Annotated in this window: 30 protein-coding genes; 28 read left to right on the top strand and 2 right to left on the bottom strand. The window is 30.3% G+C overall.

The features are described from left to right. The first annotated feature begins 134 nt into the window (after positions 1 to 134). The 6 genes from ACYEKI_RS12465 to ACYEKI_RS12440 all read left to right on the top strand — a co-directional run bounded on the left by ACYEKI_RS12465 (position 135) and on the right by ACYEKI_RS12440 (position 4,788). Positions 135 to 377: a helix-turn-helix transcriptional regulator gene (locus ACYEKI_RS12465; protein WP_459211525.1), complete on the top strand. Its 243-nt coding sequence runs from the start codon at positions 135 to 137 to the stop codon at positions 375 to 377. Between the two features lie 11 nt (positions 378 to 388). Next, positions 389 to 1,666, top strand: coding sequence for an AAA family ATPase (locus ACYEKI_RS12460; protein ID WP_459211524.1), 1,278 nt, complete (start codon positions 389 to 391; stop codon positions 1,664 to 1,666). Then, positions 1,663 to 2,343 carry an HNH endonuclease gene (locus ACYEKI_RS12455; protein WP_459211523.1) on the top strand — a complete coding sequence of 227 codons (681 nt, stop codon included), beginning with the start codon at positions 1,663 to 1,665 and terminating at the stop codon, positions 2,341 to 2,343. The genes ACYEKI_RS12460 and ACYEKI_RS12455 overlap by 4 nt, the downstream gene beginning before the upstream one ends. Before the next feature lie 85 nt (positions 2,344 to 2,428). After that, on the top strand, positions 2,429 to 3,142 hold the full coding sequence (locus ACYEKI_RS12450) for a hypothetical protein (protein WP_459211522.1): 714 nt from the start codon (positions 2,429 to 2,431) through the stop codon (positions 3,140 to 3,142). Between the two features lie 387 nt (positions 3,143 to 3,529). Beyond that, positions 3,530 to 4,198 (top strand): ATP-binding cassette domain-containing protein, encoded by a 669-nt coding sequence (locus ACYEKI_RS12445; protein ID WP_459211521.1) that lies wholly within the window; start codon positions 3,530 to 3,532, stop codon positions 4,196 to 4,198. 98 nt (positions 4,199 to 4,296) lie between these two features. Continuing rightward, positions 4,297 to 4,788 carry a hypothetical protein gene (locus ACYEKI_RS12440; RefSeq protein WP_459211520.1) on the top strand — a complete coding sequence of 164 codons (492 nt, stop codon included), beginning with the start codon at positions 4,297 to 4,299 and terminating at the stop codon, positions 4,786 to 4,788. Positions 4,789 to 4,910: 122 nt separating this feature from the next. On the opposite strand, the gene ACYEKI_RS12435 is transcribed toward ACYEKI_RS12440, so the two are convergent. Continuing rightward, positions 4,911 to 5,645 (bottom strand): transposase, encoded by a 735-nt coding sequence (locus ACYEKI_RS12435; RefSeq protein WP_459211586.1) that lies wholly within the window; start codon positions 5,643 to 5,645, stop codon positions 4,911 to 4,913. A gap of 247 nt (positions 5,646 to 5,892) precedes the next feature. After that, positions 5,893 to 6,462 carry a transposase gene (locus tag ACYEKI_RS12430; RefSeq protein ID WP_459211519.1) on the bottom strand — a complete coding sequence of 190 codons (570 nt, stop codon included), beginning with the start codon at positions 6,460 to 6,462 and terminating at the stop codon, positions 5,893 to 5,895. A gap of 275 nt (positions 6,463 to 6,737) precedes the next feature. On the opposite strand from ACYEKI_RS12430, the gene ACYEKI_RS12425 reads away from it, so the two are divergent. The 22 genes from ACYEKI_RS12425 (at position 6,738) to ACYEKI_RS12320 (ending at position 26,231) form a co-directional block, all read left to right on the top strand. Continuing rightward, positions 6,738 to 7,283, top strand: coding sequence for a GNAT family N-acetyltransferase (locus ACYEKI_RS12425; protein WP_459211518.1), 546 nt, complete (start codon positions 6,738 to 6,740; stop codon positions 7,281 to 7,283). A gap of 182 nt (positions 7,284 to 7,465) precedes the next feature. Continuing rightward, positions 7,466 to 7,921 carry a VOC family protein gene (locus ACYEKI_RS12420; protein WP_459211517.1) on the top strand — a complete coding sequence of 152 codons (456 nt, stop codon included), beginning with the start codon at positions 7,466 to 7,468 and terminating at the stop codon, positions 7,919 to 7,921. Between the two features lie 550 nt (positions 7,922 to 8,471). Then, complete coding sequence (locus ACYEKI_RS12415; RefSeq protein WP_459211516.1) at positions 8,472 to 8,855, top strand: methylated-DNA--[protein]-cysteine S-methyltransferase; 384 nt, start codon at positions 8,472 to 8,474, stop codon at positions 8,853 to 8,855. 115 nt (positions 8,856 to 8,970) lie between these two features. After that, positions 8,971 to 9,456, top strand: a complete 486-nt coding sequence (locus ACYEKI_RS12410; protein WP_459211515.1) for a DUF1203 domain-containing protein — start codon at positions 8,971 to 8,973, stop codon at positions 9,454 to 9,456. Between the two features lie 177 nt (positions 9,457 to 9,633). After that, positions 9,634 to 10,389 (top strand): isocitrate lyase/PEP mutase family protein, encoded by a 756-nt coding sequence (locus tag ACYEKI_RS12405; protein WP_459211514.1) that lies wholly within the window; start codon positions 9,634 to 9,636, stop codon positions 10,387 to 10,389. After that, positions 10,390 to 11,448, top strand: coding sequence for a bifunctional transcriptional activator/DNA repair enzyme AdaA (locus tag ACYEKI_RS12400; RefSeq protein ID WP_459211513.1), 1,059 nt, complete (start codon positions 10,390 to 10,392; stop codon positions 11,446 to 11,448). A 283-nt stretch (positions 11,449 to 11,731) separates the two neighbouring features. Continuing rightward, positions 11,732 to 12,130 (top strand): nucleoside 2-deoxyribosyltransferase, encoded by a 399-nt coding sequence (locus ACYEKI_RS12395; protein ID WP_459211512.1) that lies wholly within the window; start codon positions 11,732 to 11,734, stop codon positions 12,128 to 12,130. 117 nt (positions 12,131 to 12,247) lie between these two features. Further along, complete coding sequence (locus ACYEKI_RS12390) at positions 12,248 to 13,156, top strand: AraC family transcriptional regulator (protein ID WP_459211511.1); 909 nt, start codon at positions 12,248 to 12,250, stop codon at positions 13,154 to 13,156. A gap of 121 nt (positions 13,157 to 13,277) precedes the next feature. Beyond that, entirely contained in the window at positions 13,278 to 14,159 is an 882-nt protein-coding gene (locus ACYEKI_RS12385; RefSeq protein ID WP_459211510.1) for an amidohydrolase family protein, read from the top strand. Positions 14,160 to 14,492: 333 nt separating this feature from the next. Then, positions 14,493 to 15,704, top strand: a complete 1,212-nt coding sequence (locus tag ACYEKI_RS12380) for a S41 family peptidase (RefSeq protein WP_459211509.1) — start codon at positions 14,493 to 14,495, stop codon at positions 15,702 to 15,704. A 204-nt stretch (positions 15,705 to 15,908) separates the two neighbouring features. Further along, positions 15,909 to 16,379 carry a nuclear transport factor 2 family protein gene (locus tag ACYEKI_RS12375; protein ID WP_459211508.1) on the top strand — a complete coding sequence of 157 codons (471 nt, stop codon included), beginning with the start codon at positions 15,909 to 15,911 and terminating at the stop codon, positions 16,377 to 16,379. Positions 16,380 to 16,411: 32 nt separating this feature from the next. Beyond that, on the top strand, positions 16,412 to 17,368 hold the full coding sequence (locus ACYEKI_RS12370; RefSeq protein ID WP_459211507.1) for an alpha/beta hydrolase family protein: 957 nt from the start codon (positions 16,412 to 16,414) through the stop codon (positions 17,366 to 17,368). A gap of 249 nt (positions 17,369 to 17,617) precedes the next feature. After that, positions 17,618 to 18,436, top strand: coding sequence for a helix-turn-helix domain-containing protein (locus ACYEKI_RS12365; RefSeq protein WP_459211506.1), 819 nt, complete (start codon positions 17,618 to 17,620; stop codon positions 18,434 to 18,436). 73 nt (positions 18,437 to 18,509) lie between these two features. After that, positions 18,510 to 19,946 (top strand): amidohydrolase family protein, encoded by a 1,437-nt coding sequence (locus ACYEKI_RS12360; protein WP_459211505.1) that lies wholly within the window; start codon positions 18,510 to 18,512, stop codon positions 19,944 to 19,946. 259 nt (positions 19,947 to 20,205) lie between these two features. Then, complete coding sequence (locus tag ACYEKI_RS12355) at positions 20,206 to 20,613, top strand: MerC domain-containing protein (protein ID WP_459211504.1); 408 nt, start codon at positions 20,206 to 20,208, stop codon at positions 20,611 to 20,613. Beyond that, on the top strand, positions 20,606 to 21,268 hold the full coding sequence (gene folE, locus ACYEKI_RS12350) for a GTP cyclohydrolase I FolE (protein WP_459211503.1): 663 nt from the start codon (positions 20,606 to 20,608) through the stop codon (positions 21,266 to 21,268). The genes ACYEKI_RS12355 and folE overlap by 8 nt, the downstream gene beginning before the upstream one ends. Positions 21,269 to 21,420: 152 nt before the next feature. After that, positions 21,421 to 21,738 (top strand): hypothetical protein, encoded by a 318-nt coding sequence (locus tag ACYEKI_RS12345; protein WP_459211502.1) that lies wholly within the window; start codon positions 21,421 to 21,423, stop codon positions 21,736 to 21,738. Between the two features lie 3 nt (positions 21,739 to 21,741). Continuing rightward, entirely contained in the window at positions 21,742 to 22,239 is a 498-nt protein-coding gene (locus tag ACYEKI_RS12340) for a hypothetical protein (RefSeq protein WP_459211501.1), read from the top strand. A 1-nt stretch (position 22,240) separates the two neighbouring features. Further along, the gene (locus tag ACYEKI_RS12335; RefSeq protein ID WP_459211500.1) at positions 22,241 to 23,917 is read left to right on the top strand and encodes a PhoX family protein; all 1,677 of its coding nucleotides are present in this window, start codon (positions 22,241 to 22,243) and stop codon (positions 23,915 to 23,917) included. Between the two features lie 16 nt (positions 23,918 to 23,933). After that, positions 23,934 to 24,563, top strand: a complete 630-nt coding sequence (locus tag ACYEKI_RS12330) for an ABC transporter ATP-binding protein (RefSeq protein ID WP_459211499.1) — start codon at positions 23,934 to 23,936, stop codon at positions 24,561 to 24,563. Beyond that, positions 24,560 to 25,804, top strand: a complete 1,245-nt coding sequence (locus tag ACYEKI_RS12325; RefSeq protein ID WP_459211498.1) for an ABC transporter permease — start codon at positions 24,560 to 24,562, stop codon at positions 25,802 to 25,804. Before ACYEKI_RS12330 ends, ACYEKI_RS12325 begins: the two co-directional genes overlap by 4 nt. Further along, entirely contained in the window at positions 25,794 to 26,231 is a 438-nt protein-coding gene (locus tag ACYEKI_RS12320; protein WP_459211497.1) for a hypothetical protein, read from the top strand. Before ACYEKI_RS12325 ends, ACYEKI_RS12320 begins: the two co-directional genes overlap by 11 nt. Positions 26,232 to 26,270 lie beyond the last annotated feature (39 nt).

Raw genomic sequence — 26,270 nt, 5'->3', positions numbered from 1 at the left:
ACATTAATTAATTCTAATTTCGATTCATTAAAATCGTTTTACACAAATAATGAATCGTTTTACGAATCAAATATAGCAAAAAAAGAAAAAACTAAAAACAAATTAATCAACTAAATTTGTTTTAATTGCTATTCATGCAACATAAAACGATGCAAATGACTTCTAAAAAGCAAATCAATAGAATTAGAGTTGTACTAGCTGAAAAGGATAGAACAAATAAATGGCTTTCAGAGAAAGTACATAAAAACAGAACAACTATTTCAAGATGGTGTACAAATGATATGCAACCTTCATTAGAAACGTTAATCGAGATAGCTGAAGTACTTGACGTTGATGTTCGAGAATTATTAGTACCTACTAAAAACCTTGACAACTAAATTTAAGTCCTATGAAAATTCATAATATTAGAATAATTGACTTTCGAGGAATTGAAGATAGAACGTTCAATTTCAACGGTAACTTTAATGTTTTAATTGGAGAAAATGGTTCTGGAAAGACATCTGTTTTAGAAGCATTAGCTGCTGCTATTAATCCTTATGTTGCCGTTAGCCAAGGAAAAAATGTGCGCCCCATTAGAAAAGAAGATGCAAGAGTTGAAAACTTTGGTCAAAGTATTGAGAAAAAAGTAAGAACCTCCATTATAGTAGAAGGTGAACTTAATGAAACTCCGATTTCATGGACAATCAAAAAATCACATATTGATTGGGGGTACATGCAGGGAGATGATAAGGATTTAAGGAGAATTTCAAAAAAGCATTTTACTGCTTTATCAGAAGATGGAGGAAAAGAATTAGTATTACCCGTATTTGATTATTTAGGTTGTGGAAGGCTTTTTAGTGAACCTTCTAAAAGATTAAAAACTCTACCCAAAGGATCTCGATATGAAGGGTATTATAATTGCCTTGATTCAACTTCAAGCATAAAAAGATTTGCGTCTTGGTTTAAGACAATGGAATTATCTCTTCTTCAAGGAAATAAAACAGCAAAATGGAGAGCTCAAGTTATTAAACGAGCCGTAAGTAATTGCCTTGAAGGTTGGGAAACAATCTTTCATGGAGTTGAAGAAGATCAATTAATGGCTATGAGATCAGGTGACAATCACGAAACATTACCTTTTAATTATTTAAGCGATGGACAAAGAAATATAGTAGGACTTGTTGCTGACATTGCTTATCGTTGTGTATTATTAAACCCATATTTAGAACTAGATGCAGCTCTTAAAAGTCCTGGAATAGTACTAATAGATGAACTTGATTTACATTTACACCCTAAATGGCAAAGAAGTATAGTTTCCAAACTGAAAGAAACATTTCCAAATATCCAATTTATCACTACAACTCATTCTCCTTTTATTGTTCAAAGTTTAAAAAATGATGAACTAATAGATTTGGAAGGTAAGAACATGTCTGATGACTATGAAATGATAGGGTTAGAAGAGATAGTTGAAGGAGAAATGGGAGTAAAAGAAGCTCAAAAAAGTAAACGATTTACAGATATGAAAATTGTTGCTGATAAATACTACAAGTTAATAAATGAGGGGAAGCATAATAGTGATCCTAAAGAGGTAGAGAAAATAAAAAAAGAATTAGAAAATCTATTAATTCCATTTTACAATGACCCTGCATATGTTACTTATCTAGAATCATTTAAACACCTTTTGAAATGAGAGCAATAGATAAAGGTGATACTCCTAATGAAGACGGAGAAAATATAGAAATTAATGAGTATGGTGATGCTCGTCCCTATCTTATTGACAGACTTGGAGACTATTGTTCATACTGTGAAAATCAAATAACCAACCCTGCTGTTGAACACATACTTCCTAAAAGTATTTCTCCCAATGTTGAAACAAACTGGTATAATTTTCTACTTGCCTGTGTTAACTGTAATAGTATCAAAGGACATTCTCAATTAAATCTCGAGGACTATTATTGGCCAGATATTCATAATACATATCTTTTATTTGAATATCATCCATTGGGTGTAATTACATTAAAAGATCACTTACATAATTCAGTTGATAAAGATATTGCACAAAAAACACTGGAACTAACAGGTTTAAATAGATATGGAGAAGCTTTAACGTCTGATGCTGATAGAAGATGGATAAAAAGAAGTGAAGCGTATGGAAAAGCAGAAAACGCATTATCTTTTTACACCTGTAATAATCGCCCGAACGGCTATATCCAAACAATTACAGATTTAGCCACATCAACTGGATTTTGGTCGGTTTGGATTAAGATTTTTGAAAATGAAATTGAAGTAGTTGACGCTTTAACAAATTCATTTAAAGGTACATTTAATAAGTTTGATAATACTGATATTACTAGATTAGAACAATAAGAAAAAACGGCATACAACAAAGTGTAAAAGTAATAGCTTCCTACCGTCAGCCACTACTCTTACACGAAACGTTATCTTCAATTGAATGGGAATATTTAATAGAAATAAGAGAAAAGAAACAAATAAGGACTTTGAGATATTTAAGTCTGAGGTAAGTTGGTTTCATAACCCTAATTCTCAAGTCGAATTTGAAGAACAACAAGAAATGCGGTTGACTGAGGAATTCAAGAATACTTTCCCAAAACTCACTGAATTGATTCTGAAGTCACGACAGACTTACTTTAAAATTAACCACATAAACTACACTTTATTCGCTTGGGACACTATTGATGGACAGATTTGCGGTTGGCTAAATCAACGTGAAACTGCGGAGGAATATAAATGTGAATTAATCCAAGAACATGAAATACTATTGAGGAATATCGGAGGAATTCGAGAATCATTTAATGAGCCCGAAAACTCATTTTCTAATAATCAAAACTTCATGTTTATCGGTTCAGAATGTTCCAGTGGAATTGGCGATTGGGATGATTATTATTCAATGACCTGTGAAGAAGATGGGAAAAAAGAAATTGACCATTCTAACCTAATTGCATTTGTTTGCGAGGCAAATGGAGCTTTAACGCTATATGACCCTCCAACTAAAAAAGTATTTCTCTTCTCTCATGACCATTGCTTTGATAATGTAGAATTCATGGCAAATCAACCCGAGTATACATTCCATACTTATAAAAGCGTGGTGACATTTGAAGAATATGTGGAAGCTTTAGCTAGAGAATGGATAGAAAATATAAAATGAAAAGAAGATAACAAGGTGTATAGTGCATACCCTTCGGGATACGCACCATACACAGAACGTTGGGCAAAATTGAAAACTATATGAAATTAAACTTAAGATTGAAAAATGTATAGTAGGGCGATTTGGAAATACTATTTAGATGTCAATATGTTCAATCTTCCCTTTTCATTATTTTTTGGATTTACATCTGGTATTTTTTGGAGTTTAATTATATTTTCCTCCTTTGGTATTTTAATTGGCTATATTGGTTTTGGAGCATTTAAAAAGAATGAATATTTTGGATATCACAATCTAGGTTTAACCAAAATGAATTTGGTAAAAAAAGTATGGATAATAAATACCTCTATATCTTTCTTAATTCATTTAATTTATATGATATTCAATTAAATGAATTTGCTAGAGGTAACTAATCTTAATAAATCTTACCGTAAAAAAGTAATTTTAAAAGACATTTCTCTTAAATGTAAAACTGGAGAAATCATTGGGTTTTTTGGACGCAATGGAACTGGAAAATCAACATTTTTAAAATTAATCTTTGGAACTGTAAAAGCTGATTCAATTCAAATAAAAATTAATTCAAAAACAATTGTACCAAAAGAAATTATTCCATCTAAACAAATAGCTTACTTACCTCAAGACACATTTTTGCCAAAAGAAAAAACTGTAAGAGAAATCATACCTATGTTTTTCCCAAACGGAGATGATCAGGATAAAATCTTTTATGCTCCAAAAATATCAGACTTTGAAAAAATAAAAACGGGGAAACTATCTCTAGGACAATTACGATATTTTGAATTACTAATTATTGGGAATCTAGATCATCCTTTTATGATGTTAGATGAACCTTTTTCGATGATTGAACCGCTGTACAAAGACATTATCAAAAAACTATTGCTTAATCTTAAAGAAACAAAGGGAATAATTTTAACGGATCATTATTATAATGATGTTTTAGAAATAACAGATCGAAATTTTGTAATTAAGGAGGCTGAGAAAATTGAAATAATGTCCAAAAATGACTTGATCAAATATGAATACTTAAACTCGAAAGAGTAAAAAACTTTGCCTAACAGTTTGTATATTGCATTTGTCGCCTTCGACAGGCAGACGCAATATACAAGGAACGTTGTAGCTAATTAAATCACAATCTATAAATGACAAAAAGTGACTTTATAAAGAGAGTAACGGAATTACTAAAAGACAATGCTAAGGTTTTAATATTGGTTAGAATCCCAAACTCTGGAAATAACCGGAACTATTTCTTTATGGAGAATTCAAATGAATTAGATGAGCTTATTAATGAGAGTAATGAAAGTGATTCAATAACTGCATTTAAAGAGATTAATGAATTAAATAATGGATTAGTAACTGAGGATTTTATAAAAATTGTAATGGAATCTCAAGTTGAAAATAGTTTTGACCATGAATTGCTAATTGTAAATAATACTTACAGAGAATATCAACAAAATGGCGGTTCGGAATGGAATACTGTTGAGAATGTTAACGAACTTAAAGAGATTTTGTCGGATACTATTGGAGAAAAAATATCAATAATTTTGGAGCCAGACTTTTGTGACGAACAAAATACGTTTCATTTGTATGTTCCTGATAAAAATGGAATAAGTAAACCTGGAGCAACTTATTGAAAAGAAAAACTAGCTACAACACCAGTAACTGTTGCACAAGTCAATAATTATAAAATATAAAGAAGAAGAAAAGCTCTTTAAAAGGGTTTTTCTTATGAGATAAGGATATTTAATTGATAAAATTAAAGTTCCTTAAAAGAGATATAATACGCTCCTAATTCAACATATAGAGATTTATAACTAGGTGTTTTGATTTTAGCAATACTCTTGCTCAGGTTTTTAGAGAATTTCAAGTATTTTTTGAGATTATACGCAATAGCAGAAAGTATCATTACCTTACTGGCTTGTTGTATACCTATAGTATTAATCTTTCTTAATCCCATAAATTGAGTTAGCGTTCCAAAGACTGGTTCAACTGTACTTTGTCTTTTTCGCTTCATGTATTTTCCTTTATTACTATGTATTCTAGTTTTATTTCGTTCGTATTGTTCACGATAATAGGTTACAGAAAACTTCTTTTCTTTGGCTGTTTTTCCTAGACATTGTAAAGCTAATGGGCAGTTTTTACATTGTTTAGAAGAACCACGATATTCTTTCTTTTTAGTCTGCGTCTGATAATCTAAAAATACTTTCTTAAATGGAATAACCTCTCCCATAGGACATAGATAATGATCTTGTTCTTTTATATAAGAAAAGCCATCAGGACCACCTTTATATGTGCCATGAGGAGGTATATAACTATAAATTTTTCTTTGCTCTAAAAAAGCATAAACTTCTCCACTACTATAGCCTGTATCTGCAATAATATTCTCCCAGACAAAGCCTTGTTTCCATAGACGTTTGTGTAATCTACGAACTATATCTTCTAGACATTGATTATCTTTTTTATCAGCATGATAAGCCTTTATATCTGTAATTACATGATGAGCTGTATCAACACTAAGTTGACTACTATAATTGAGCTTTCTTGCTTTACCAGGCTTTACACTAATTCTAGCGTCAGGATCTGTAGGACTATAATGTGTTTTATTGCTTGTATAGCGACTTCTCTTATTATTGGAGTCTTGACGTTGATTTTGATCTTTAGCCCATTTTTTATTTCTAGCTGTTATACTATTTAATTCTTTGGTATTAGCTGTGATTGTTCTTTGCTGTAAAGTAGCTTTATTTTTCTTTAGCTTTTCTAAAAACCTCTTTATCTCTATTACTAATATGTCTGATCTTGGCTAAATGAACATCTAATTCATTAGCAGGAACTTTTAACTCTAAAGAATCCATACTAGCATTAGCTTTTATGGGAGCTGAGTCTATGTCTTGAGTATGTCCGCTGACCATACCCTTGTCCACACACAAGGTAAGTATATGAGTAAAGACTTGCTCAAAAACTGCTTCAGGAAAAAGCTGTCGAGTACGACTGATTGTAGAATGCCAAGGAAGCTGTTCATCTAGATCATAATCTAAAAAGTAAAGAATATCTAATCGCATGCTACAATGCTCAATAAGCTTACGATCACTAATGATATTTTCTAAATAACCTATTAAACACAATTTGAAAAATACTAGAGGGTCAATACTTTTTTGACCACTATTACCATAAAACTTTTTAGTACTGTCGTATAAAAAATCTAAGTGGATAACTTCTTTTAATCGACGATAGAAATTTGTTTTGGCTATACGATCACTCAATTGAAAATGAGTGAATGGTTTTTCTTGATAAATCTTCTTGCCTTGCATACATCAATTTACGAAATAATACTATTTTTATCTAATACTTGTGCAACAGGCACAATGTATAAGAAAACATAGGGCTGTAATTCTTAATCAAAAGGTCTCTGTTTATTTGCAAAATCGTCAAATATAAAATTGGCGTTTATGAGAAAAAAGATAAAAGCAAAATATTTATATTTGGCTTAGTACCAATCAGAAACGTAATAGCTTATCACCGGCCTTACGTTTCTTATACTGAATGAACGATGTATGTAATGTAAAACTCGAATTAGAAAGAAAAATTGAACAATTATTTTATAAAAAGCGAGAGATTAGGTTTTTCAACTTGGACTAAAGAAAAATTTCTATTAGCAAAGGAATTGTGGGGAGATATAAATGTGACAAAACTTATTGATTCTAGAGGCAAATTAGATGACAGTCAAATATTTGAAAAACTGAACTATGAAGTTGAAAACTATAAAAAGTATGGGATTCAATATTATCCGATTTTCTTACTCGATAATAATGAATTTGTTGGTTGCTGTGGATTAAAACCTTATGATTTAGATAAAGGAGTTTACGAAATAGGGTTCCATATTGTTCCAAAACATTGGAAAAAAGGAATTGCCAAAGAATCCGCAAAAAGAATTATTAAATATGCTTTTGTTGACCTAAAAGCTAATGAACTTTTCGCTGGTCATAATCCGAACAATATTGGCTCAAAGAAATTATTACATAAATTGGGATTTAAATATGTTGGCGTAGAATTTTTTGAACCAACAGGTTTAAATCATCCATCATACAGAATGAAAAGAAACACTACATATAATAATGGGTTGAAACAATAAAAAAAGGAATTAAAAACATCGGGTAACAATACCTATCAGATAATGCAGAGTTTTGATTTAGAAACTGCTGTGCCTATCAAAAAAACATATAATAGCGAAATATAATGAGACAAGTTATCAGTTTTTTAATATTAGTTGTGACTTTGATAAGTTGTAACCAAGAAGAGAATAAAAAGCAAAATATGAAAGAAAAAGAAGGAATACCTATAGAATCCATAGATACTATTCCAAAAGTAACAGGAATTGGAGGTATATTTTTTAAATCAAGTAGTCCAAAAAAAATGAAAGAATGGTATCGAGATAATTTAGGTCTTGCGGTAGATGATTATGGTTCTCCATTTGAATTTAGAAATGCGAACCGACCAGAAGAGATCAATTATTTAAATTGGGATGTCTTTGAAGACTCTACAGATTATTTTGATCCTTCAAAAAAGGAATTTATGATAAATTATAGGGTTCAAAATATTGAAGGATTAGTACAGAAATTAAAAGGTAATGGAGTCACTATTATCGATGAAATTACAACATATGACTATGGCAAATTTGTACATATAATGGATTCTGATGGAAATAAAATTGAATTATGGGAGCCTGTTGATAGCGTTCTTACTAAAATGGGAAGACAAACTACAAAATAAAACGTTGTGTAACATTTAATAACGCCCAACATATCTCATTAGAAAAAAGAGCAAAAAACGGATTGAAAAAATGAGTTGATAATAAGAACTTTGTGGTATGGAGAAATTAAATAATCACTACAATGTTGTTGAACAAATAATAAAATTCTTGAATGAACATCAGACTCAACAACCGTCTCTAGATGATATAAGTAATCATGTTTTCCTGAGCAAATTTCATCTGCAAAGAGTATTTCAAGATTGAGCAGGAATTACTCCCAAACAGTTTTTACAATATCTTACAACAGAATACTCAAAATCATTACTTCGGTTAGGAAAAAGTACACTAGAAACGTCTTACGAGACGGGGCTATCGGGTAATGGGCGACTACATGACCTATTTGTAAAGTGTGAAGCCGTTTCTCCTGGAGAATTTAAAAACAAAGGAAAAGATCTTACTATTCGATGGGCTGTAATACAAACAGTATTTGGAGAGACATTAATTGGAGAAACCAACAAAGGAATCTGTAAAGTCAGTTTTTTAGATCATCACTCCGATCCACTTAAGGAATTGACCATAGATTTTCCGTACGCTAACTTCCAAAATCAATTAGATGTAAATGGAGAGTTACTAAAGAAATACTTTGATACTTGGCAGGTTCCAAAAGAGAAAATAAATATCCATTTTAAAGGAACTCCTTTTCAGATTCAAGTTTGGAAAGCATTATTACAGATCCCTACAGGAAGTTTGGTAGCCTATCAAGACATAGGTAATAAAATAGGAAACCCAAAAGCAGTTAGAGCGATAGGAACTGCAATAGGTAAAAACCCTATAGCGTATTTAATACCGTGTCATAGAGTAATCAAAAATAACGGGTTTGTAGGGCAATATCGATGGAAAGATGAACGAAAGAAAATCATCAATGCCTATGAGGCAGCACAGTTCAATAAATGAGCAATAATCGGATTGTATTCAGTTAATTTTAATAGGAAATTTGTTGGAGAAATTAATGACCAATAGTTACTCGTCTACTTACTAGAATGGTAGTCAGGCTAAAGACTAATAAAAAATGAAAAACAATTTTATTATATCAGGAATCAAACAAAATGAGATTCAACAGCTATTCAATCTCGAGGAAAAAGAACTACAAGCTAAAGGGATCTCTAAAATAAAGGTAGATGAAAAGCCAGGATATCCTTGTCGAATAAGTTTAAAGGAAGCTGAAATAGGAGAAGAAATACTTGCCTTTAATTATGAACATCATAAAGCAAATTCACCATATCGTGCTTCAGGACCAATCTTTGTTAGAATAAACACTAATGAAGCCTGTTTAAAGAAAAATGAAATCCCCGAAATACTAAAAAATAGGTATTTGTCTTTAAGAGTTTATGATGATGATGGAATAATGATAGATGCAATAACAATTGAAGGAGAAAGAATAGAAGAAGCTATACAAAGGGTGTTTGATAATAAAAAGGCGAAATACATCCAAGTGCATAATGCCAAGCGAGGATGTTATAATTGCCAAATTGATAGAATAGCAAACGAAATGTAGTAATATGCTATAAAAAAACATAAGCTATGTTTCTAAAGGTAACATTGAATTGTTGATCATCAATAATTCAATGTTTAATATGTTTTATACCTGATACCGCGATAAAAAAATACTCATCAAATTTTCGGTTGCTGACTAAACTTCATCATTGTTCATTTGTAACAAAATATAACACCGATGGAATTTAAAAAATTACACAGTCAAGACAAACCATTATTAATAGGAAATGTTTGGAATGTACCTAGTACTAAAACAGCCGAAAAATTAAATTTTCAAGCTATAGGAACTTCAAGTTCGGCAATTGCATCCATTTTAGGATATAATGATGGTGAAGAAATGGAATTTTCTGAAATGGAATATTTCGTAAAGCGAATTGCACTTAATACAAAATTACCATTGTCAGTTGATTTAGAATCAGGATATAGTCGTAAACCTAAAGAAATCGTTAATCACATTAAAAGATTAGCGCAATTAGGTGTTGTAGGAATTAATATAGAAGATAGCGTAGTTAATAAAAAGCGAAGCTTATTAGATGTTGATAATTTTGCAAAGACGCTAACAGAAGTAAAAAAGCATTTAGAAAATGAAAAAATTGATATTTTTATAAATGTGAGAATTGATACATTTTTATTAAATGCCCCAAATACAGTAGAAGAAACAAAGAAAAGAATTCGACTTTACCAAGATGCTGGAGCAGATGGGATTTTTACACCATGTATAGAGGCTGAGGTAGACATAAAAGAAATCGTTAATTGTACAAACTTACCGATTAATGTAATGAGTATGCCCAAACTTCCAGATTTTAATACATTGACCCATTTAGGTGTAAAGCGAATTAGTATGGGGAATTTTCTTTTTGACAATATGTATAATCAATTTGAGCAAGTAGCAAAAACAATACTAGATCAAAACACATTTAAATCAATTTTTTAAATGCGAATAACAGACCGTAACACAATAGAAACATATTACCAAGCTTTATTAGAAAGAAAACAAGGCTTTGTTGGAATCTTCTTTGTAGGTGTAAAAACTACGTCTGTTTTTTGTATTGCAACGTGTAGAGCAAGAAAGCCTAAGAAAGAAAACGTAGAGTTTTATACGACTTTTAAAGAAGCTTTGAATAATGGTTATAGGCCTTGTAAAGTTTGTAAACCAACAGAAAATGCAAATCAAGCACCAGAACAGGTTGCTAATGCTATAACACTTGTTAAAGAAAACCCTAAAGAGAAAATAACAGATTATCAATTAAGGCAAAAAGGAATTAGCCCAGAAGTTTTAAGAAGATGGTTTAAAAAAAATTATGGGATGACTTTTCAAGCTTACCAGCGAATGTATAGAATAAATAATGCTTTTCAAGAACTTAAACAAGGGAAAAAGGCTACACATACAGCATTTGATACAGGTTATGAATCATTAAGTGGTTTTGGATATACGTTTAAAAAACTCGTAGGAGAGTCTCCAAAACAAAGCAAAAACAAAAATATAATTCTTATAAATAGACTTACAACACCATTAGGACCAATGTTTGTTTGTGCAACTGATAATGGGATATGTTTACTCGAATTTGTAGATAGACGAATGCTTGAAACAGAATTTAAAGATTTGCAAAAATTATTAAATGCAAATATTCTTTCTGGAGAGAATAAACATATCAAACAAGTTAAAAAAGAGATAGATGAGTATTTTGAAGGAAAGAGGAGAATTTTTAATGTAAATATAGAAGCACCAGGCACTGTTTTTCAAAATACAGTATGGAACTATTTGCAAAAAATTGAATATGGAACGACAATAACATATCAAAAACAAGCCGAAAAAATAAATAACCCAAAAGCAATTAGAGCAATAGCTTCAGCAAATGGCTGCAATCGAATTTCGATTATTATACCTTGCCATAGAGTGATTGGAAAAAACGGGAAAATGACTGGATATGGAGGAGGAATAGAAAGAAAAAAATGGTTGATTGAACATGAACGAAGTAATGCTAATAAATAAAAGAAAGACATGTAGCGTTTAACGGAAGTAAAAGTTATTTATATTTAAGATTAGTTATAAACTAAAAAGGAAGAGGAGGAATCGATTGATTTTAATATAAAAAACCTCATTTTTTAGAACATTTTTATTTCTTAAACCTTTGTTAATTAGCAAAAAAATGAAAATTGAAAAAGCAGATAGGATTTAAAGTAGTAGGAAAATTAGAAACATCAATTAAAGATAGGTTTTTGCCAATAATGGAAATGAAAATAGCCGATTTACAATAGAAGATATATAAAACGATATGAAAAAGGGATATTTAGCGATAAGTTATTCAAACAGAAAACTTTTTGACAAAGAAGTTGAAGGTTTAAAAAAAACATGTAAAGAAAATAATATAGAATTACTGGTTTTTGTAGACAACTATAATTTTGCAGCTAATCAAGAAAAAGAAATGATGGAAACTGCATTCAATGAGATTGACAATACCGATGTTCTTATTGCCGAATTAACAACAAAGTCAATTGGTGTTGGAATCGAAATAGGATATGCTTATGCGAAAAAAATACCAGTTATCTATATCCGTAAAAAGAATGCCGAATATTCAACAACAGCTTCAGGAAGTTCAACCTATATTGTGGAGTATGAAAATGAGTTTGATTTAGCTGAATCAATGCGAGAGCTATTAAATAAACTGAATTAAAACGATCTAACTTTAGATAAAATAAAAGTAAGAGAAGCGGAGAAAATTGAGGATAATATTATATTTCTAACAAACGATTATATAATATTGACATAGAAAGACTTTAATAAAGCAAACATGGAGAATAAAACACAAAATGATCATGCAGGTAGGATTAATAAAGTTTTTGAATATATCGATGAGAATTTGAATAAAGACTTATCCTTAAAAATAATTTCAGAAATAGCCTGTTTTTCTCCTTTTCATTTTCATCGTATTTTTAAAATTCTTACCAAAGAGACCTTAAATACTTATGTTAATAGGTTAAGAATAGAAAAATCTGTAACTGATTTACTTTATAAAAGCTCTACTATTTCAGAGATAGCTTTTAAATATGGCTATAGTGATAAAGCTTCGTATTCAAAATCCTTTAAAAAGTTTTACGGAGTAAATCCAACAGACTTTAAAAGACAAAATACGAGCAGATATGCACCTATAAAATATCCTAAGAAAAAAGATAATAAAGCATACCCTACTTACGAAAAATACCTTTCTAATATAGACACTCTTTTGGATTGGTTAGAAAACAATGCAAAAATTGAAGTTAAGAAAATGCCCAAAATGAATTTGGCGTATATTTCTTCTCTAGGAAAACAACATCCAAGTAGTACTTTCAACAAGTTGATTAAATGGGTGTTATCAAAAGGAATACTGAATAAAAAAGAAAGCTTACTTACGATTTATCATGAAAATTTAAAAATAACTGAAGCTAATAAAATTCGTATACAACGTTGTTTGCTGTTAGAAGAACCTTTAAAAGGAGAAGGCCAAATAGGAACTACATCAATAGAAGAAGGAAAATGTGTTATAGGCTCTTTAGAAATTAGCTTAGATGAATTTGAAAAATCATGGGCAGCACTGTTTATTTGGTTAGATAAAAATGGATTTAAAAGAGCAGAGAGAAGTCCGTTTGAAATTTATCATAATAAACCAACCGAGCATCCCGAAAATAAATCTATTGTCGATATTTGTATTCCCATAGAATAAGTAATATTGAATTGAATCTTCAATTATGAATTTATAAAATACTACTTAGTTAGCAAGAATGGACAACCTAGCGACTGATTCCGCTAAATACTTTTGTATTCTCAACAATAAATAAAAATCAATGAAGTATTTAAGTCTTTTAGTTACATTAATAGCTATGTTCTTTGTCTCATGTTCTGACGATAATGGGAACACTACAAATGAATGGGTAATAGAATCCTCTCCCGTTATTGATATGCATTTGCATACTGCTATAGATTTTAGAGGTGATTTAACCGAAGAAGATTTTGAAGCGTTTCGAGTTAAAACTTACGAGAAAATAGAAAAGTACAATATTGTAAAAGCCATGCTAAGTGGGATAAATTTTGCATCAGCAAGTTGGTATGAACGAGATCCTGAACGTATAATTCCAGGGAATATGGTAGGAGGGTTAGGTATGCCTACAGTAGAAGAGTTACGTCAAGTACATAAAGATGGGAAATTACAAGTTATGGGAGAAGTAGGATTTTACTATCAAGGTTTATATGCCAATCAAGAAGAGGTTAAACCATATTTTTCGATGGCAGAAGAGTTAGGAATGCCAGTAGCTTATCACCTTATGGACAATGTTAGTCCGGATAATGCAAATCCATTACAATTTGAAGAAGTGTTAATGACTCATCCTAATTTAAAGATATATCTAATGCATGCGGGGTGGCCATATATAGAAGAAATGAAAGTGTTATTGGCAAAATACCCGCTATTATATGTAGATATCTCATGGATTTTTCAACACGATGGATTTGATGTGTATTTAAAAGATTTAATTGACTCTGGTTATGGTCAACGTATATTATATGGATCTGATCCTGTAGAATCTCCAGAAATAATAGATACCTCGATTCAAGCTATAAATAACTTAACATTTCTTACTAATGCTCAAAAAGCAGATATCTTTTATTATAACGCTGCTCGCTTTTTAGAACTTTCTGAAGATGAAATAAGAAATCATTGGAGAAATTAGAAAACAATAATTAATATATTAAGAAAAACAACCATTTAAATGCAATGTTTAAATGGTTGTTTTGTATTATGAAGAAAAGTGATAAAACCCTTAATATTATAAAATATAAGTGATTTATTTTCCAATTATTATAAAGAGTTTTGAATCCATAGCGAAAACTAATATTAAGACTTAAAAGAAAACAATTACATTTTTATACGTTTTAGTAGCATATTCGTTTATTCATGATATGAATATGAAATAAAAACAGGAGAATATTCCAACTATATTTAGCAATAGTAAAACTATGTAACAAAAACATATTGTTTTTATCTATATAAAAAACAATATAAAATGCATAATTCGATCTATCAAAACAGTAGAAGAGTAGTTTTTGTTAACTTGATTTTACTATTCTTTTATTTTTCAAATGTTCATTGTCAAAGTCTATCACAAGTACAGATTATTGAAGATCTAGATTTTTTGAAAAAAGAATTGCCCACGAGACACAAAAACTTATTTGCCAAAATATCAGAACAAGATTTTTATAAGAAAATTGAAGACATTAAAGAAAAAAGTAAAATCTTAAATGACGAGAGTTTTGAGATTGAACTATATAAATTAACAAAAAGTATAGGGGATGAGCATACAAAGCTAGAACCTTCATATGAGAATGTTTTTCCTTTGCAATTTGACTTTTTTAAAGAAGGTATTTTTGTTACGAATACAGATGCTATAAATGCTCATCTACGCTATAAAAAACTAAATGGTATTAATAAAAATACGAGTAGAGGGATAATAAAAAAAATGAAAACGATTATTAAAGATGATAATCAATCTTATTTTGATGTGTATACTCAATTCTTTATAAAGAATCCACGGATATTAAAAGGGTTAGATATAATAGCCTCTAATCAAGAAGCAAACTTCATTTTAGATAACACGACATACCTAATTTCATCTCTTCATAAAAAGAACCTTTTATTACAATCAACTGTACAGATTTTACGTGATAGCCGAAATGATAATTATTGGTATGATTTTATAGCAGATAATAAAATCTTATATTTCAATTATCAAAGTTGTGCAGAAAAAAAGAATACTCCTTTTAAACTTTTTAATGATCAATTATTTAGTGATATTAAAAAGAAAAAACCTCAAAAAATAATTATTGATTTAAGAAATAATAGTGGAGGGAATTCTGCGATTTTAGATCCTTTTCTCAATAAATTACGTACGACATATCTTAACGAAAAAGATAAATTATATGTGCTAATAGGTAGACATACCTTTTCTTCGGCATTAATGAATGCTGTAAATTTAAAGAGAAACTTCAATGCTACTCTTATCGGAGAAGCAACAAGCGGAAATGTTAACCATTATGGAGAGACAAGAGGATTTCGTCTTCCAAACTCAAGAATACTTATTGGCTATTCTACAAAATATTGGGAAAACTGGAAAGGATATAACGGTCCTTTGCTTCCGGATGTTGAGGTTGAATACTCAATTCATAATTATAGAAAGAATATAGATGAAGCGATTGAATATATAAAAAAGTTAAATTAAGAAGGATTCATTATCTATAAGTTTGAAATAGATGAATTACCTGAAAATATTATCAAAATTATAACAGATTCAATTCTTTTTTTAGGTGATTTATAAAGGATATTTGAGCTAGTTTGAAGACAGACATTAAAAGTGTTTAACTCAAGAACTAATACTGCAAAGTCTATAAGTGGCTTTAATTCCAGATTTTAAGTGTAAAATTAAATGGCAATATCACATATGAAAACAGTAGTTTCTATTTTTTTGATTATATGGACAATGAATCAAACACTAGCCCAAAATGTTACTAAACAACATAAAGATTCATTGGCTACACTGGTTGAAGCCTATTATGATTTGAATCTTAAAGTATTTCAACCAAACTCTACAATTGAAGATATTGATAAGATTTTTGAGCTTTTTTCAGATGATTTTACCTATATACATCCAAAATATGGAGGAACCTATACTAGAGAAGATTTATATAATGGATATGTACGTAATCAAAAAGAAGGAGGGTATGACGGAGAAGTTGCAGATGTAAAAATCAAGAATAAAATAATAGGATTAAATGCGGTAACTATTGAAAGAAGTTATGTTTTAAAAAAAGAAAATACAATTAAAGATGGAGAACCGCAAATGACGTTTTTTGAATTTAAGAATGGGGAAATCTCTAGAATATTTGAGTATTGGTAATAGAATAACAAAACGATATAGATATTGATAAGATGAAAACAATAAAAATTTTATTAATTGTAATTATAGGATATGTTCAGACTTTTGCTCAATCAAAAATTTATAATATAACTCCTATTGAGATTAAAAAATCATATAAAGAGATTAGTCCTCTTGCAAAATATAGGTATGATAGTTTGTCTTATGAAAAAGCTAAAAATCAAACAGACTATATCTACGAAAAATTCAATTACAAAAGTGATGAGTTTGAAGTAGAAGGTTTTTCTTGTCGTCCCAAAAAAGTAGGAAAAAAGAAAATTCCGGTTATTATATACAATCGAGGAGGAACGGGAAACATAGGAAGATTATCCGAAGAAGATTTACCAGATTTTTATTGGCTTGCTAAAAATGGTTTTGCAGTGTATGCATCAAACTATCGATATGTCGGAGAATTAGGCGCTATTGATCAGTCTGGAGGTGATGATGTAAATGATGTAATAAATCTTTATAAAGCAATTAAAGAAAACGATAATATAGATAGTGATAACATCTTTATGATGGGAGTCTCTAGAGGTGGTCAAATGACATATCAAAGTCTTAAAAAAATTAATATTAATGCTGCTGCGGTTGTAGGAGGTGTTGCCGATTATAAACTTCAAACGGAAAAAAGGCCAATATTTATTACTGGCTGGTCCGACCTAGAAAAAGAATTTAATTATAAGGGATTAGAAAATATTTTGCCAGATTTTAAGAGAAATAAAGAGCAATATTTTTATGAACGCTCTGCTGTACAATGGGCTGATAAAATAAATACACCCACTTATATTTTACATTCACGTCAAGACGGAAGAGTATCAGTAATGGGAGCAATAGAACTGGCAAAACAACTTGAATCCTATAATAAAGAGTATAAAATAAAAATTTATGACAAAAAAAGTCATTCATTACCCTATCCTAAGTTTGATTCGTTTCAAGAAATAATCACTTGGTTTAAAAGCCATATTAAATAAAAGTGTAACAGAAAGGTAACATTTTTCATCTTTACGATACATACAATAAACACATATAGTGAATAGTATTACAAGGGCAGTTAAGATTTAAGTGTGTAGAATAGGCAATTTAAATCACAAGAAGGCGATTTGGTTTTTACAGATAGTCTTAGCGCTTAATTGCAAATAGCATAACAGAAAACAATCATGAGGTTTTCCATATGGATGAGAAAATGTTATGGAAAATAGAAGGTTAAAGTTTGATTAAAAATGATTGAAGAAATAAAACCGAAATCTGAATTTCTTAAGAAATATATTCAAAGCTTTAGTATCCTTAGAAGTAACGGACAAAGAGATATCAATTATGATATTTTTCCACAGATAGGGACTACTATGGTATTGACCGTTAATACAGAAATCAAAAGATTTGAAAATAAGATTCAGTTTATACAGAACCCTAAAGCTCCTTCAAAAGTAGAATTATTTGGAAAATACCTTAATCCTGTTCAAATAAGATATCAAGGCGTATTTGATGAATTTTCGATTGACTTTACAACTTTAGGAATAAATTACTTTTTTGATAAACCCTATAAAAAGTTAGCGCCTAATAATTTTCAGGAAATTAAGCATGATGATTTAATCAAATTAGGAGAAACGATAAGTAACATTGAAGAAATCGATAAAAAAGTAGAACTCGCAGAGACATATTTTTACAACGCCTTTAAGGATATAAAAATAGATTATTTAGGAAAGGCAATTACCTTAATTCAACAAGACCAAAATATCACCATAGCTACTATTGCAAAACAATGTAATATGAGCACGAGAACACTAAACAGAAAGTTTAATAGTTATGTAGGATGTTCTGCTCAAGCATATAAAAAAATCACAAGATTTAGGAACGCTATAGCCTATAAAGTACAAAGCGAAAATCCAATAAATTTTACAGATATATGCTATGATAATAATTTCTATGATGCATCACATTTTTTGAGAGAATTTAAATTATTAACTCAGCATAATCCTAGTAACTTTTTTAATTCTATTACAGAAATGGGGATTTCAAAATTCCCAGTTCGGTTTATTTAGAATGTCTGATTTATACTATTTTACTTAGTTCCTTCAATTTAATTTTGTCATTCCTTCTAAAAAACATAGGAATATGACTAATAATAATCGATTTTATAAATCACTAATAATTGTATGTCTTTTAATAGTTTTTAACGCATGTACAACGTCAAACCAATCGCCCAGAAATGAAGTAGCAAAAAAAGAAGAAGTATTTGTTATCAAGAATGTGAATATTATTCCGATGACAGTTGACAATAAGATCATAGAAGACGCTACTGTGATTATTGAGAAAAATAAAATTGTATCGATAAATGCAGTTATTCCTAACAATGCTACGATAATTGATGGAAGAGATAAATGGCTTATTCCAGGATTAATTGATATGCATGTACATAACCTTTCAAGCGGAAGTTTTTCTAAAGGATATCCTACACGTGGTGCAACATTAACATTTGATACTCAAAATATGATGACACCATATGTGGCAAACGGAGTGACTACGGTATTTGAGTTAAGCGGTAGAATAGGGCATTTCTCTCAAAGAGATGAGATCGAAAAAGGAAGTGTCATAGGACCACGTATGGCTATAGCAGCTGTAATTGACGGAGAAGGAAACGAAATAGTAGCAACAACGCCAGAAGAAGGTCGACAGTCAGTAAGAAATGCAAAAGGATTAGGCTATAGATTTATTAAAGTGTATACGTGGTTAACTCCAGAAACATTTAATGCTATAGTTGATGAGGCTCAAAAACAAGAAATGAAAGTTGTAGGTCATGTCCCTACAGCGTTTGAAGGAAAGCCTGCTGAAGAATTTTTTATCCCTCATTTTGGATTAATTGCTCATGCCGAAGAATTATCAAAGCAAACCGAAGACTACAGTTATAAAAAAGCTCAAGAGTTTGCTCGTTTGGCAAAAGAAAACGGTACATGGCTAATTCCTAACCTAACTAATATGGAATGGATTATTAAACAAGCTAAATCCTTAGAAAGTGTTAAGACATTACCTAGTTTAAAATATGTACATCCATTGATGCAAAATAAATGGATTACATCAAATAGTTATAATAAAAATGCAACTCCAGAACTGATTACGTATTTTCAAAAACAAGCAGATTTTCATAAACTAATAGTCAAAGCTTTTAAAGAGGCAGGTGTATCCATGGTTGCAGGAACAGATGCTGGTATTTCTGGTGTGGTATGGGGATTCTCGCTACATGACGAAATAAAGCTATTAGTAGATGCAGGATTGTCTAATGAAGAAGCATTAGCTTCTGCGACACGATTAGCTTCAGAATGGCTTAAGATTGACGATAAAATAGGAACTGTTGAGGTTGATAAACTTGCAGATTTAGTTTTACTAGATGAAAATCCTTTAGAAGATATAAGAAATACGAGTAAAATTTCTGGAGTATTTGTTAATGGTAAATGGCTAGAGAAAGCAACTATAGAAAAAATGCTTACAGATTTAACCCAATGGAATGATACCAATAAAGAAAAATTCTTATGGAAAAACAGAAAGAATTTATAATATAAAGTACTGATAATACACTTAGCCCCTCTAGTTTTGATCAAAATTAGAGGGGCTAAGTTTTGCTCCATGCTGAGATATTTCTAGGGTATAAGAGCTAGAAATAAGATAAGTAGATACATTTAATACTAATGATATAATCAATTAAGCAGAATATTGCGTTTTTCGGATTGTTATAAAACTACAATGTTAATGCGATTAAGTTGCAATAGTGAATAAAATATTTATATTTGCAACTGAGTTGTATTAATAAATGTAGATGATAAAATTAGCATTACATAAATCCGATAATATTGGGATACTTTCAAGTACATTATGTATCCTACATTGTTTAGTAACCCCCTTTATTTTTCTTACACAAGCATATACAATAAATAATTATGCAAGTATTCATACATATTGGAAATATATTGATTTCTTGTTCTTAATGGTTTCTTTTTTTGCAGTATACCGTTCGGCTAAAACCACTTCTAGTACTATAATAAGAACTGCATTATGGATTAATTTTTCAATACTATTTGCAGTGATAATGAACGAAAAAATGGAACTGTTTTCTATATCAGAAAGCTTTACTTATATAGCGGCATCTTCACTAGTACTCTTACATGTATACAACTTGAATTATTGCCAATGTAAAACTGATAACTGTTGTAGAAACCATGAATAAAGAACAGATAGAAGTAATAGGAAACAACCATTTATCAAGTAGTGTTGAAACTCCGATGCGTTCAGATGCTTTTGATAAATCTGATGATGAAAAAATTAAAAATATTCAGGAGTATTTTGGATTGATAATGGAAGAATTAGGGCTCGATTTATCTGATGATAGCCTATCAGGTACTCCTTATCGTGTAGCCAAAATGTATGTTAAAGAATTGTTTTATGGATTAAATCCAAAGAATAAACCAAAGCTTTCGACTTTTGAAAATAAATACGGTTATCAAAAAATGCTTATTGAGCAAAATATCACTATCGATTCTGCTTGTGAACATCATTTTTTGCCCATAATTGGTCATGCTCATATTGCATATCTCCCAAAAGAAAAAGTGGTAGGACTCTCAAAAATAAACCGCTTGGTAGATTATTATGCACATCGTCCTCAAGTTCAAGAAAGATTGAGCATACAAATCCTTAAAGAGCTACAAAATGCATTGGAGACAGAAGATGTAATTGTTATGATTTGTTCAAAGCATTTATGTGTTTCTTCTAGAGGAATCAAAGACAAAAATAGTTTTACTACTACTATTGCATATGGAGGATATTTTGAAGATGATTTAAAAAGAAATGAGTTTTTAAATACTGTAAATAATCAAACTTTATAAACATGATAACTAAATAAAATGTATTAAATGCCCAAAATAAATGGGGAGAAGGTGTAGTAAAAATAGGTTCGTTAAAAGAGGATATTGCAGCTTGTGAAGCTTATACAAATGAGTTCCTTGATGAATGTTATGCTTTTGAATCAAGTCCTATCTTGTTTAAACCAACCAAATGTGCTAATGAACAATTTAGACCAAGCAAATCTGAGGCTTTATCTTATTTCATTGCAGGAGAACAAAGAGCATGTAAAGAAGATAAAGGGTTTGCTTTACAACCTTGGACAAAAGTAAGATTTGAAAATACAGATTTTATCTTAGAAGCAAATCGAGCAATAGCTATGGGAAATTATTTTTTTACAGACGTAGAAGGAAACGAAGCTAAAGTAGAATACACATTTGGGTACAAACTCATTGATGATACATTAAAAATTGATTTGCATCACTCTTCTTTTCCATACGATCCAAAACTATAACCCATGTCTAACACACTTTTTCTTTTATGCCCTACAGATTGTTTAGAATCTGTTATTAATGATGTATATAGATACGAGAACTTTTTTTATACATCTTTGGGTAATTCATTTGCTATTGATATGCAAACTATAGCATGCATAAAAGAAATAATAATAAAGCATCATATCGATAAGATCTACTTAATACTATCTGAGGATAATAAGATTATTTATGATGCTTTAGGAGGACAATCTTTTTCTAAAATTAGAGGGTTAAAACCATTTTATAACGAAATAAGAGCGCAGAAAAAACATTCCATAATATCACGACAGAACGATAATCCTCAATTCTCATTTCTTTCACATTATTTAAATAAAAAGATAACAGAATTACGCCCCCAACTATATGATGTATTAAATACACCTATAAGTATAAGAGGAAGAGTATACAATAGATATGAAAGAGTGTTTAAGAATATTTATTCTAGTTTAATCTGCCTAGAAAAACACTGTATGAATTAATATGAAATACGATCGAAGGAGATTCATTGAATTTTTAGGAAAAGTGGGTATTGGTGTTGTAGCTATTCCACCGTTTTTAACTAATTGTGGTAATACTACAACACCAACAAAATCAAAATTAAGACTAGATGATAGCTTAGAGAAACTAAAAAATCTGAAGTTAAAAGCTCTAACTCCATCTGATAAAGATGACCTTTTATTAGCAGAAGGATTACAATACCATACTGTAGTAAAATGGGGAGATAATATTAATGAGAAGGATACCTTTGGGTTTAATAATGACTTTACCTGTTTTATTCCTTTTGATGAAAATAATCCAAAAGATGGTTTATTGTGGGTGAATCATGAGTATGTAAACCCACTTTTTGTTTCTGATTTTAATTATAGAAAATACGAAAATCCTGAAGAACATAGAACTTTGGATCAAGTTCAAAAAGAGATGTACAATGTAGGGGGAAGTATTGTTAGGATAAAAAAAGAAAATGGAAGATGGAATATTGTAGAAAATGATCCATTAAATAAACGCATCACTGCACAAACTCCGATTCCACTTAATTGGGATGTTCCAATTAAAGGAAAAAATACTGTAATAGGAACACTAGGTAATTGTTCAGGAGGAATCACACCATGGAAAACTTTTATTACTTGTGAAGAGAATTATGATAATTTTTATGGAGAAACAATATATGATACCAATGATGAGGCAACTCATAAACCGAGTAGCTATGGTTGGGAAAAATTTTATAATTGCCCCCCTGAGCATTATGGTTGGGTTGTAGAAGTTAATCCCCAAGATGGAACAGCCCAAAAACATATTGCTCTAGGGCGATTTGCACATGAGTGTTGTACGTTATATGAGCTAGATGACAAACGTATAGTAGCTTATACAGGAGATGATAAAAAAGACGAACATCTCTATAAATTTATTTCCTCTAAACCTGGTTCCTTAAAAGAAGGTACATTATATGTCGCAGATACTTTAAGAGGGAAATGGCTTGCTTTGGATTGGGAAAATCAACCAATTTTAAAAAGTTCATTTAAAAATCAAACAGAAGTACTAATTAGAGCAAGAGAAGCAGCAAAATTATTAGGAGCAACAGCATTGAATCGTCCAGAAGATATAGAAATAGATCCGATTACAGGAAATATTCTTTTGACCTTAACCAATAACAAAAATAAAAATGATTTTCACGGTTCAATTTTAAAAATAGAAGAAGCAGATGGAGCATTTGATGCCTTGACTTTTAAAGCTTCAGTTTATATGGCTGGAGGAGAAGAAAATGGTTTTTCTTGTCCAGATAACTTGGCCTTTGATTTATCTGGTAACCTATGGATGACATCAGATATATCAGGTTATGCGATGAATAAAAAAGATGGGCCTTATATGCCATTTAAAAATAATAGTTTGTTTGTAATTCCTAGGTATGGAGCAGATGCAGGAAAAGTAATTAGAGTAGCTTCTGCTCCTAGAGATGCAGAATTGACAGGCCCATGGTTTTCTCCAGATGGTAAAACATTATTTTTAAGTGTTCAACATCCAGGCGAGTTAACTCAAGATATTAAAAATCCGACCAGTAAATGGCCGTTTGATAAAGATAATATTCCTAAATCTGCTGTAGTAGCGATTCAAGGTGATCTAATAGAAAAAATGAATCAATTGAATCAAATAGAAGCTTAGTTTTTATGTGTTAATAATGATCCAAACTAGTAACCTTACATTTCAATATAAAAAAGGAGAACAAATACTTAGTTTTCCTAATATCACACTTGATAAGCAAGAAAGTTTACTTGTTTTGGGGAAATCAGGTATAGGTAAAACCACGTTTTTACATCTTTTGGCAGGATTATTAAAACCTACAGGCGGAAAGGTGCTTATTAGTGATATAGATTTATGCTCGTTATCCCATAACCAACTAGATAAATTTAGAGGGCAACAAATAGGTCTAGTATTTCAAAAAAAGTATGCAATACAATCATTAAGTCTTTTAGATAATTTAAAGATGCGCCTCTTTTTAAGTAAGAAGTCAATAAAAGATACTCGTATTAAACTTTTACTAGAACAATTAGATTTAAATGATTGTAAGAATAAGCGAGTACAAGCACTTAGTGAAGGGCAGTTACAAAGACTCAGTATAGCGATGGCAGTAATACACCGTCCTCAGGTTATTTTGGCAGATGAACCGACTTCAAGTTTGGATGATGAAAATTGCAAAAATGTTATTGAATTACTTAAGCAGCAAGCAAGAGAAACAGAAGCTAATTTAATTGTCATCACGCATGATCATAGAATTAAACCATATTTCCAAAAATCCATTACCCTATGATGATTTGGAAAACTAGCTTATATAATTTAAAGTCGAAACCATTATATACAATCTTAAACATCTTTAGTTTATCATTAAGTATGCTATTGCTTCTAGGAATTCGACAATTAAAAATATCCTTTGAGCATCAAGTAGCGCATAATTTAGGGAACATAGATCTAGTCATTGGAGCCAAAGGAAGTCCATTACAATTAGTATTATCCTCAGTATTACATCTAGATAATCCCATAGGTAATATTTTATATGAAGAAGCAAAAAAGATAAGTAAAAACCCAATGGTAAAAACTGCTGTACCTATTTCCTATGGAGATCATTACAAAGGATATAGAATTGTAGGTACGACTAATGATTTTATGACGCTTTATGATGCAAAATTAGAAAGAGGTCAAAAAGTAGATAACGTATTAGAAGTCATAATAGGGAGTACAGTTGCAGCAGAGTTACAGCTTGATATAGGAGATACATTTTTAAGTTCACATGGGTTAACAGAGCACAGTATAGAAGTACATGCAGAAAAATTAACAGTAGTAGGAATATTGAAACCTACTAGAAAAGTGATAGATCATTTGATTATTACTGGTCTAGAAAGTATATGGGATATCCACCATCATGAGAATGAAATGATGGATGAGCATAAGGAGCATGATCATGAAGAGGAACATAGGAAAGAATTTGACACAGAAGGGCATGAAGAAAAAGAAATTACTTCATTGTTAGTTTCATTTAGAAATCCGGTAGCATTTTTAAATCTTCCTAGAAAGATTAATGAAGAAACTAATATGCAAGCAGCATTACCTAAATATGAATTAAATAAATTATATAATTATTTGAGTCTGGGTATTGATACTATAGCTGTAATAGCCTATTTAATTCTTATGATTTCGGTGATGACTATTTTTATAAGCCTTTATAAAATGGTAAAAGAGCGTTCTTTTGATTTGGCACTTTTAAGAACATATGGAGCAAGCAATTTCCAGTTAATTCAAATGATTTTATTCGAGGGATTGATTATAGTAATGATAGCTTTTATTATAGGAGTTTTAGTACTTAAAATAGGGGCAAATGTCGTATTTGAATTATTGGGACAAAAAGATAAGGTACATATGTTTGTTACGTTACCTTTTCAAGAAATTTTACAAATAGGAGTAGTTGTTGTTATACTAATAATCTTGACCGTTTTATTAGCGATAATACCAATAATAAAGATGAACATTTCAACGATTCTGAATAATGAAAAATAAAATTATAATAGCCTTTATATTGCTATTAAATATGGTGACTTTTGCTCAACAAAAGGTCACCTGGAAAGATTTAGCAAAAATAGAGTATACAGATAAGTTTTTTCCTGCTTATGGCGAAACTTTTTTATTTCCAGAATTTTCAGATGCTATTGTTGCTACAGAAGGGGAATTGGTTTCTATTACAGGTTATTTTTTAAATGTTGACCCAAGAGGAAAACTATTTATACTATCCAAAGGACCTATGTCTTCTTGTTTTTTCTGTGGTGTTGGAGGTCCAGAAACAGCGATAGAACTTCAATTTAAAACAAAACCAAATATAAAAACAGATACCGTTGTAACGATTACAGGTAAATTGAAATTAAATAAAATGGATATCGAACATTTTAATTACATACTTACAGATTGTAAAGTTACACTCAAACAATGATTACAAATAAAAATGCTATTTGTTAATACAACTATGTTG

The sequence above is a fragment of the Aquimarina rhabdastrellae genome (assembly GCA_947387485.1).
In the GTDB taxonomy this organism is placed as follows: Bacteria; Bacteroidota; Bacteroidia; order Flavobacteriales; family Flavobacteriaceae; genus Aquimarina.
Note: the sequence above shows the minus strand (reverse complement) of the source record. Positions and strands in the feature narration are given on the sequence as shown.

What these genes read in the sequence shown, in the direction of transcription:
- ACYEKI_RS12465 (WP_459211525.1), top strand. Translation starts at nt 135, where the DNA reads ATGCAACATAAAACGATGCAAATGACTTCTAAAAAGCAAATCAATAGA.
- ACYEKI_RS12460 (WP_459211524.1), top strand. Translation starts at nt 389, where the DNA reads ATGAAAATTCATAATATTAGAATAATTGACTTTCGAGGAATTGAAGAT.
- ACYEKI_RS12455 (WP_459211523.1), top strand. Translation starts at nt 1,663, where the DNA reads ATGAGAGCAATAGATAAAGGTGATACTCCTAATGAAGACGGAGAAAAT.
- ACYEKI_RS12450 (WP_459211522.1), top strand. Translation starts at nt 2,429, where the DNA reads ATGGGAATATTTAATAGAAATAAGAGAAAAGAAACAAATAAGGACTTT.
- ACYEKI_RS12445 (WP_459211521.1), top strand. Translation starts at nt 3,530, where the DNA reads ATGAATTTGCTAGAGGTAACTAATCTTAATAAATCTTACCGTAAAAAA.
- ACYEKI_RS12440 (WP_459211520.1), top strand. Translation starts at nt 4,297, where the DNA reads ATGACAAAAAGTGACTTTATAAAGAGAGTAACGGAATTACTAAAAGAC.
- ACYEKI_RS12430 (WP_459211519.1), bottom strand. Translation starts at nt 6,462, where the DNA reads ATGCAAGGCAAGAAGATTTATCAAGAAAAACCATTCACTCATTTTCAA.
- ACYEKI_RS12420 (WP_459211517.1), top strand. Translation starts at nt 7,466, where the DNA reads ATGAAAGAAAAAGAAGGAATACCTATAGAATCCATAGATACTATTCCA.
- ACYEKI_RS12410 (WP_459211515.1), top strand. Translation starts at nt 8,971, where the DNA reads ATGAAAAACAATTTTATTATATCAGGAATCAAACAAAATGAGATTCAA.
- ACYEKI_RS12405 (WP_459211514.1), top strand. Translation starts at nt 9,634, where the DNA reads ATGGAATTTAAAAAATTACACAGTCAAGACAAACCATTATTAATAGGA.
- ACYEKI_RS12400 (WP_459211513.1), top strand. Translation starts at nt 10,390, where the DNA reads ATGCGAATAACAGACCGTAACACAATAGAAACATATTACCAAGCTTTA.
- ACYEKI_RS12395 (WP_459211512.1), top strand. Translation starts at nt 11,732, where the DNA reads ATGAAAAAGGGATATTTAGCGATAAGTTATTCAAACAGAAAACTTTTT.
- ACYEKI_RS12390 (WP_459211511.1), top strand. Translation starts at nt 12,248, where the DNA reads ATGGAGAATAAAACACAAAATGATCATGCAGGTAGGATTAATAAAGTT.
- ACYEKI_RS12385 (WP_459211510.1), top strand. Translation starts at nt 13,278, where the DNA reads ATGAAGTATTTAAGTCTTTTAGTTACATTAATAGCTATGTTCTTTGTC.
- ACYEKI_RS12380 (WP_459211509.1), top strand. Translation starts at nt 14,493, where the DNA reads ATGCATAATTCGATCTATCAAAACAGTAGAAGAGTAGTTTTTGTTAAC.
- ACYEKI_RS12375 (WP_459211508.1), top strand. Translation starts at nt 15,909, where the DNA reads ATGGCAATATCACATATGAAAACAGTAGTTTCTATTTTTTTGATTATA.
- ACYEKI_RS12370 (WP_459211507.1), top strand. Translation starts at nt 16,412, where the DNA reads ATGAAAACAATAAAAATTTTATTAATTGTAATTATAGGATATGTTCAG.
- ACYEKI_RS12365 (WP_459211506.1), top strand. Translation starts at nt 17,618, where the DNA reads ATGATTGAAGAAATAAAACCGAAATCTGAATTTCTTAAGAAATATATT.
- ACYEKI_RS12360 (WP_459211505.1), top strand. Translation starts at nt 18,510, where the DNA reads ATGACTAATAATAATCGATTTTATAAATCACTAATAATTGTATGTCTT.
- ACYEKI_RS12355 (WP_459211504.1), top strand. Translation starts at nt 20,206, where the DNA reads ATGATAAAATTAGCATTACATAAATCCGATAATATTGGGATACTTTCA.
- folE (WP_459211503.1), top strand. Translation starts at nt 20,606, where the DNA reads ATGAATAAAGAACAGATAGAAGTAATAGGAAACAACCATTTATCAAGT.
- ACYEKI_RS12340 (WP_459211501.1), top strand. Translation starts at nt 21,742, where the DNA reads ATGTCTAACACACTTTTTCTTTTATGCCCTACAGATTGTTTAGAATCT.
- ACYEKI_RS12335 (WP_459211500.1), top strand. Translation starts at nt 22,241, where the DNA reads ATGAAATACGATCGAAGGAGATTCATTGAATTTTTAGGAAAAGTGGGT.
- ACYEKI_RS12330 (WP_459211499.1), top strand. Translation starts at nt 23,934, where the DNA reads ATGATCCAAACTAGTAACCTTACATTTCAATATAAAAAAGGAGAACAA.
- ACYEKI_RS12325 (WP_459211498.1), top strand. Translation starts at nt 24,560, where the DNA reads ATGATGATTTGGAAAACTAGCTTATATAATTTAAAGTCGAAACCATTA.
- ACYEKI_RS12320 (WP_459211497.1), top strand. Translation starts at nt 25,794, where the DNA reads ATGAAAAATAAAATTATAATAGCCTTTATATTGCTATTAAATATGGTG.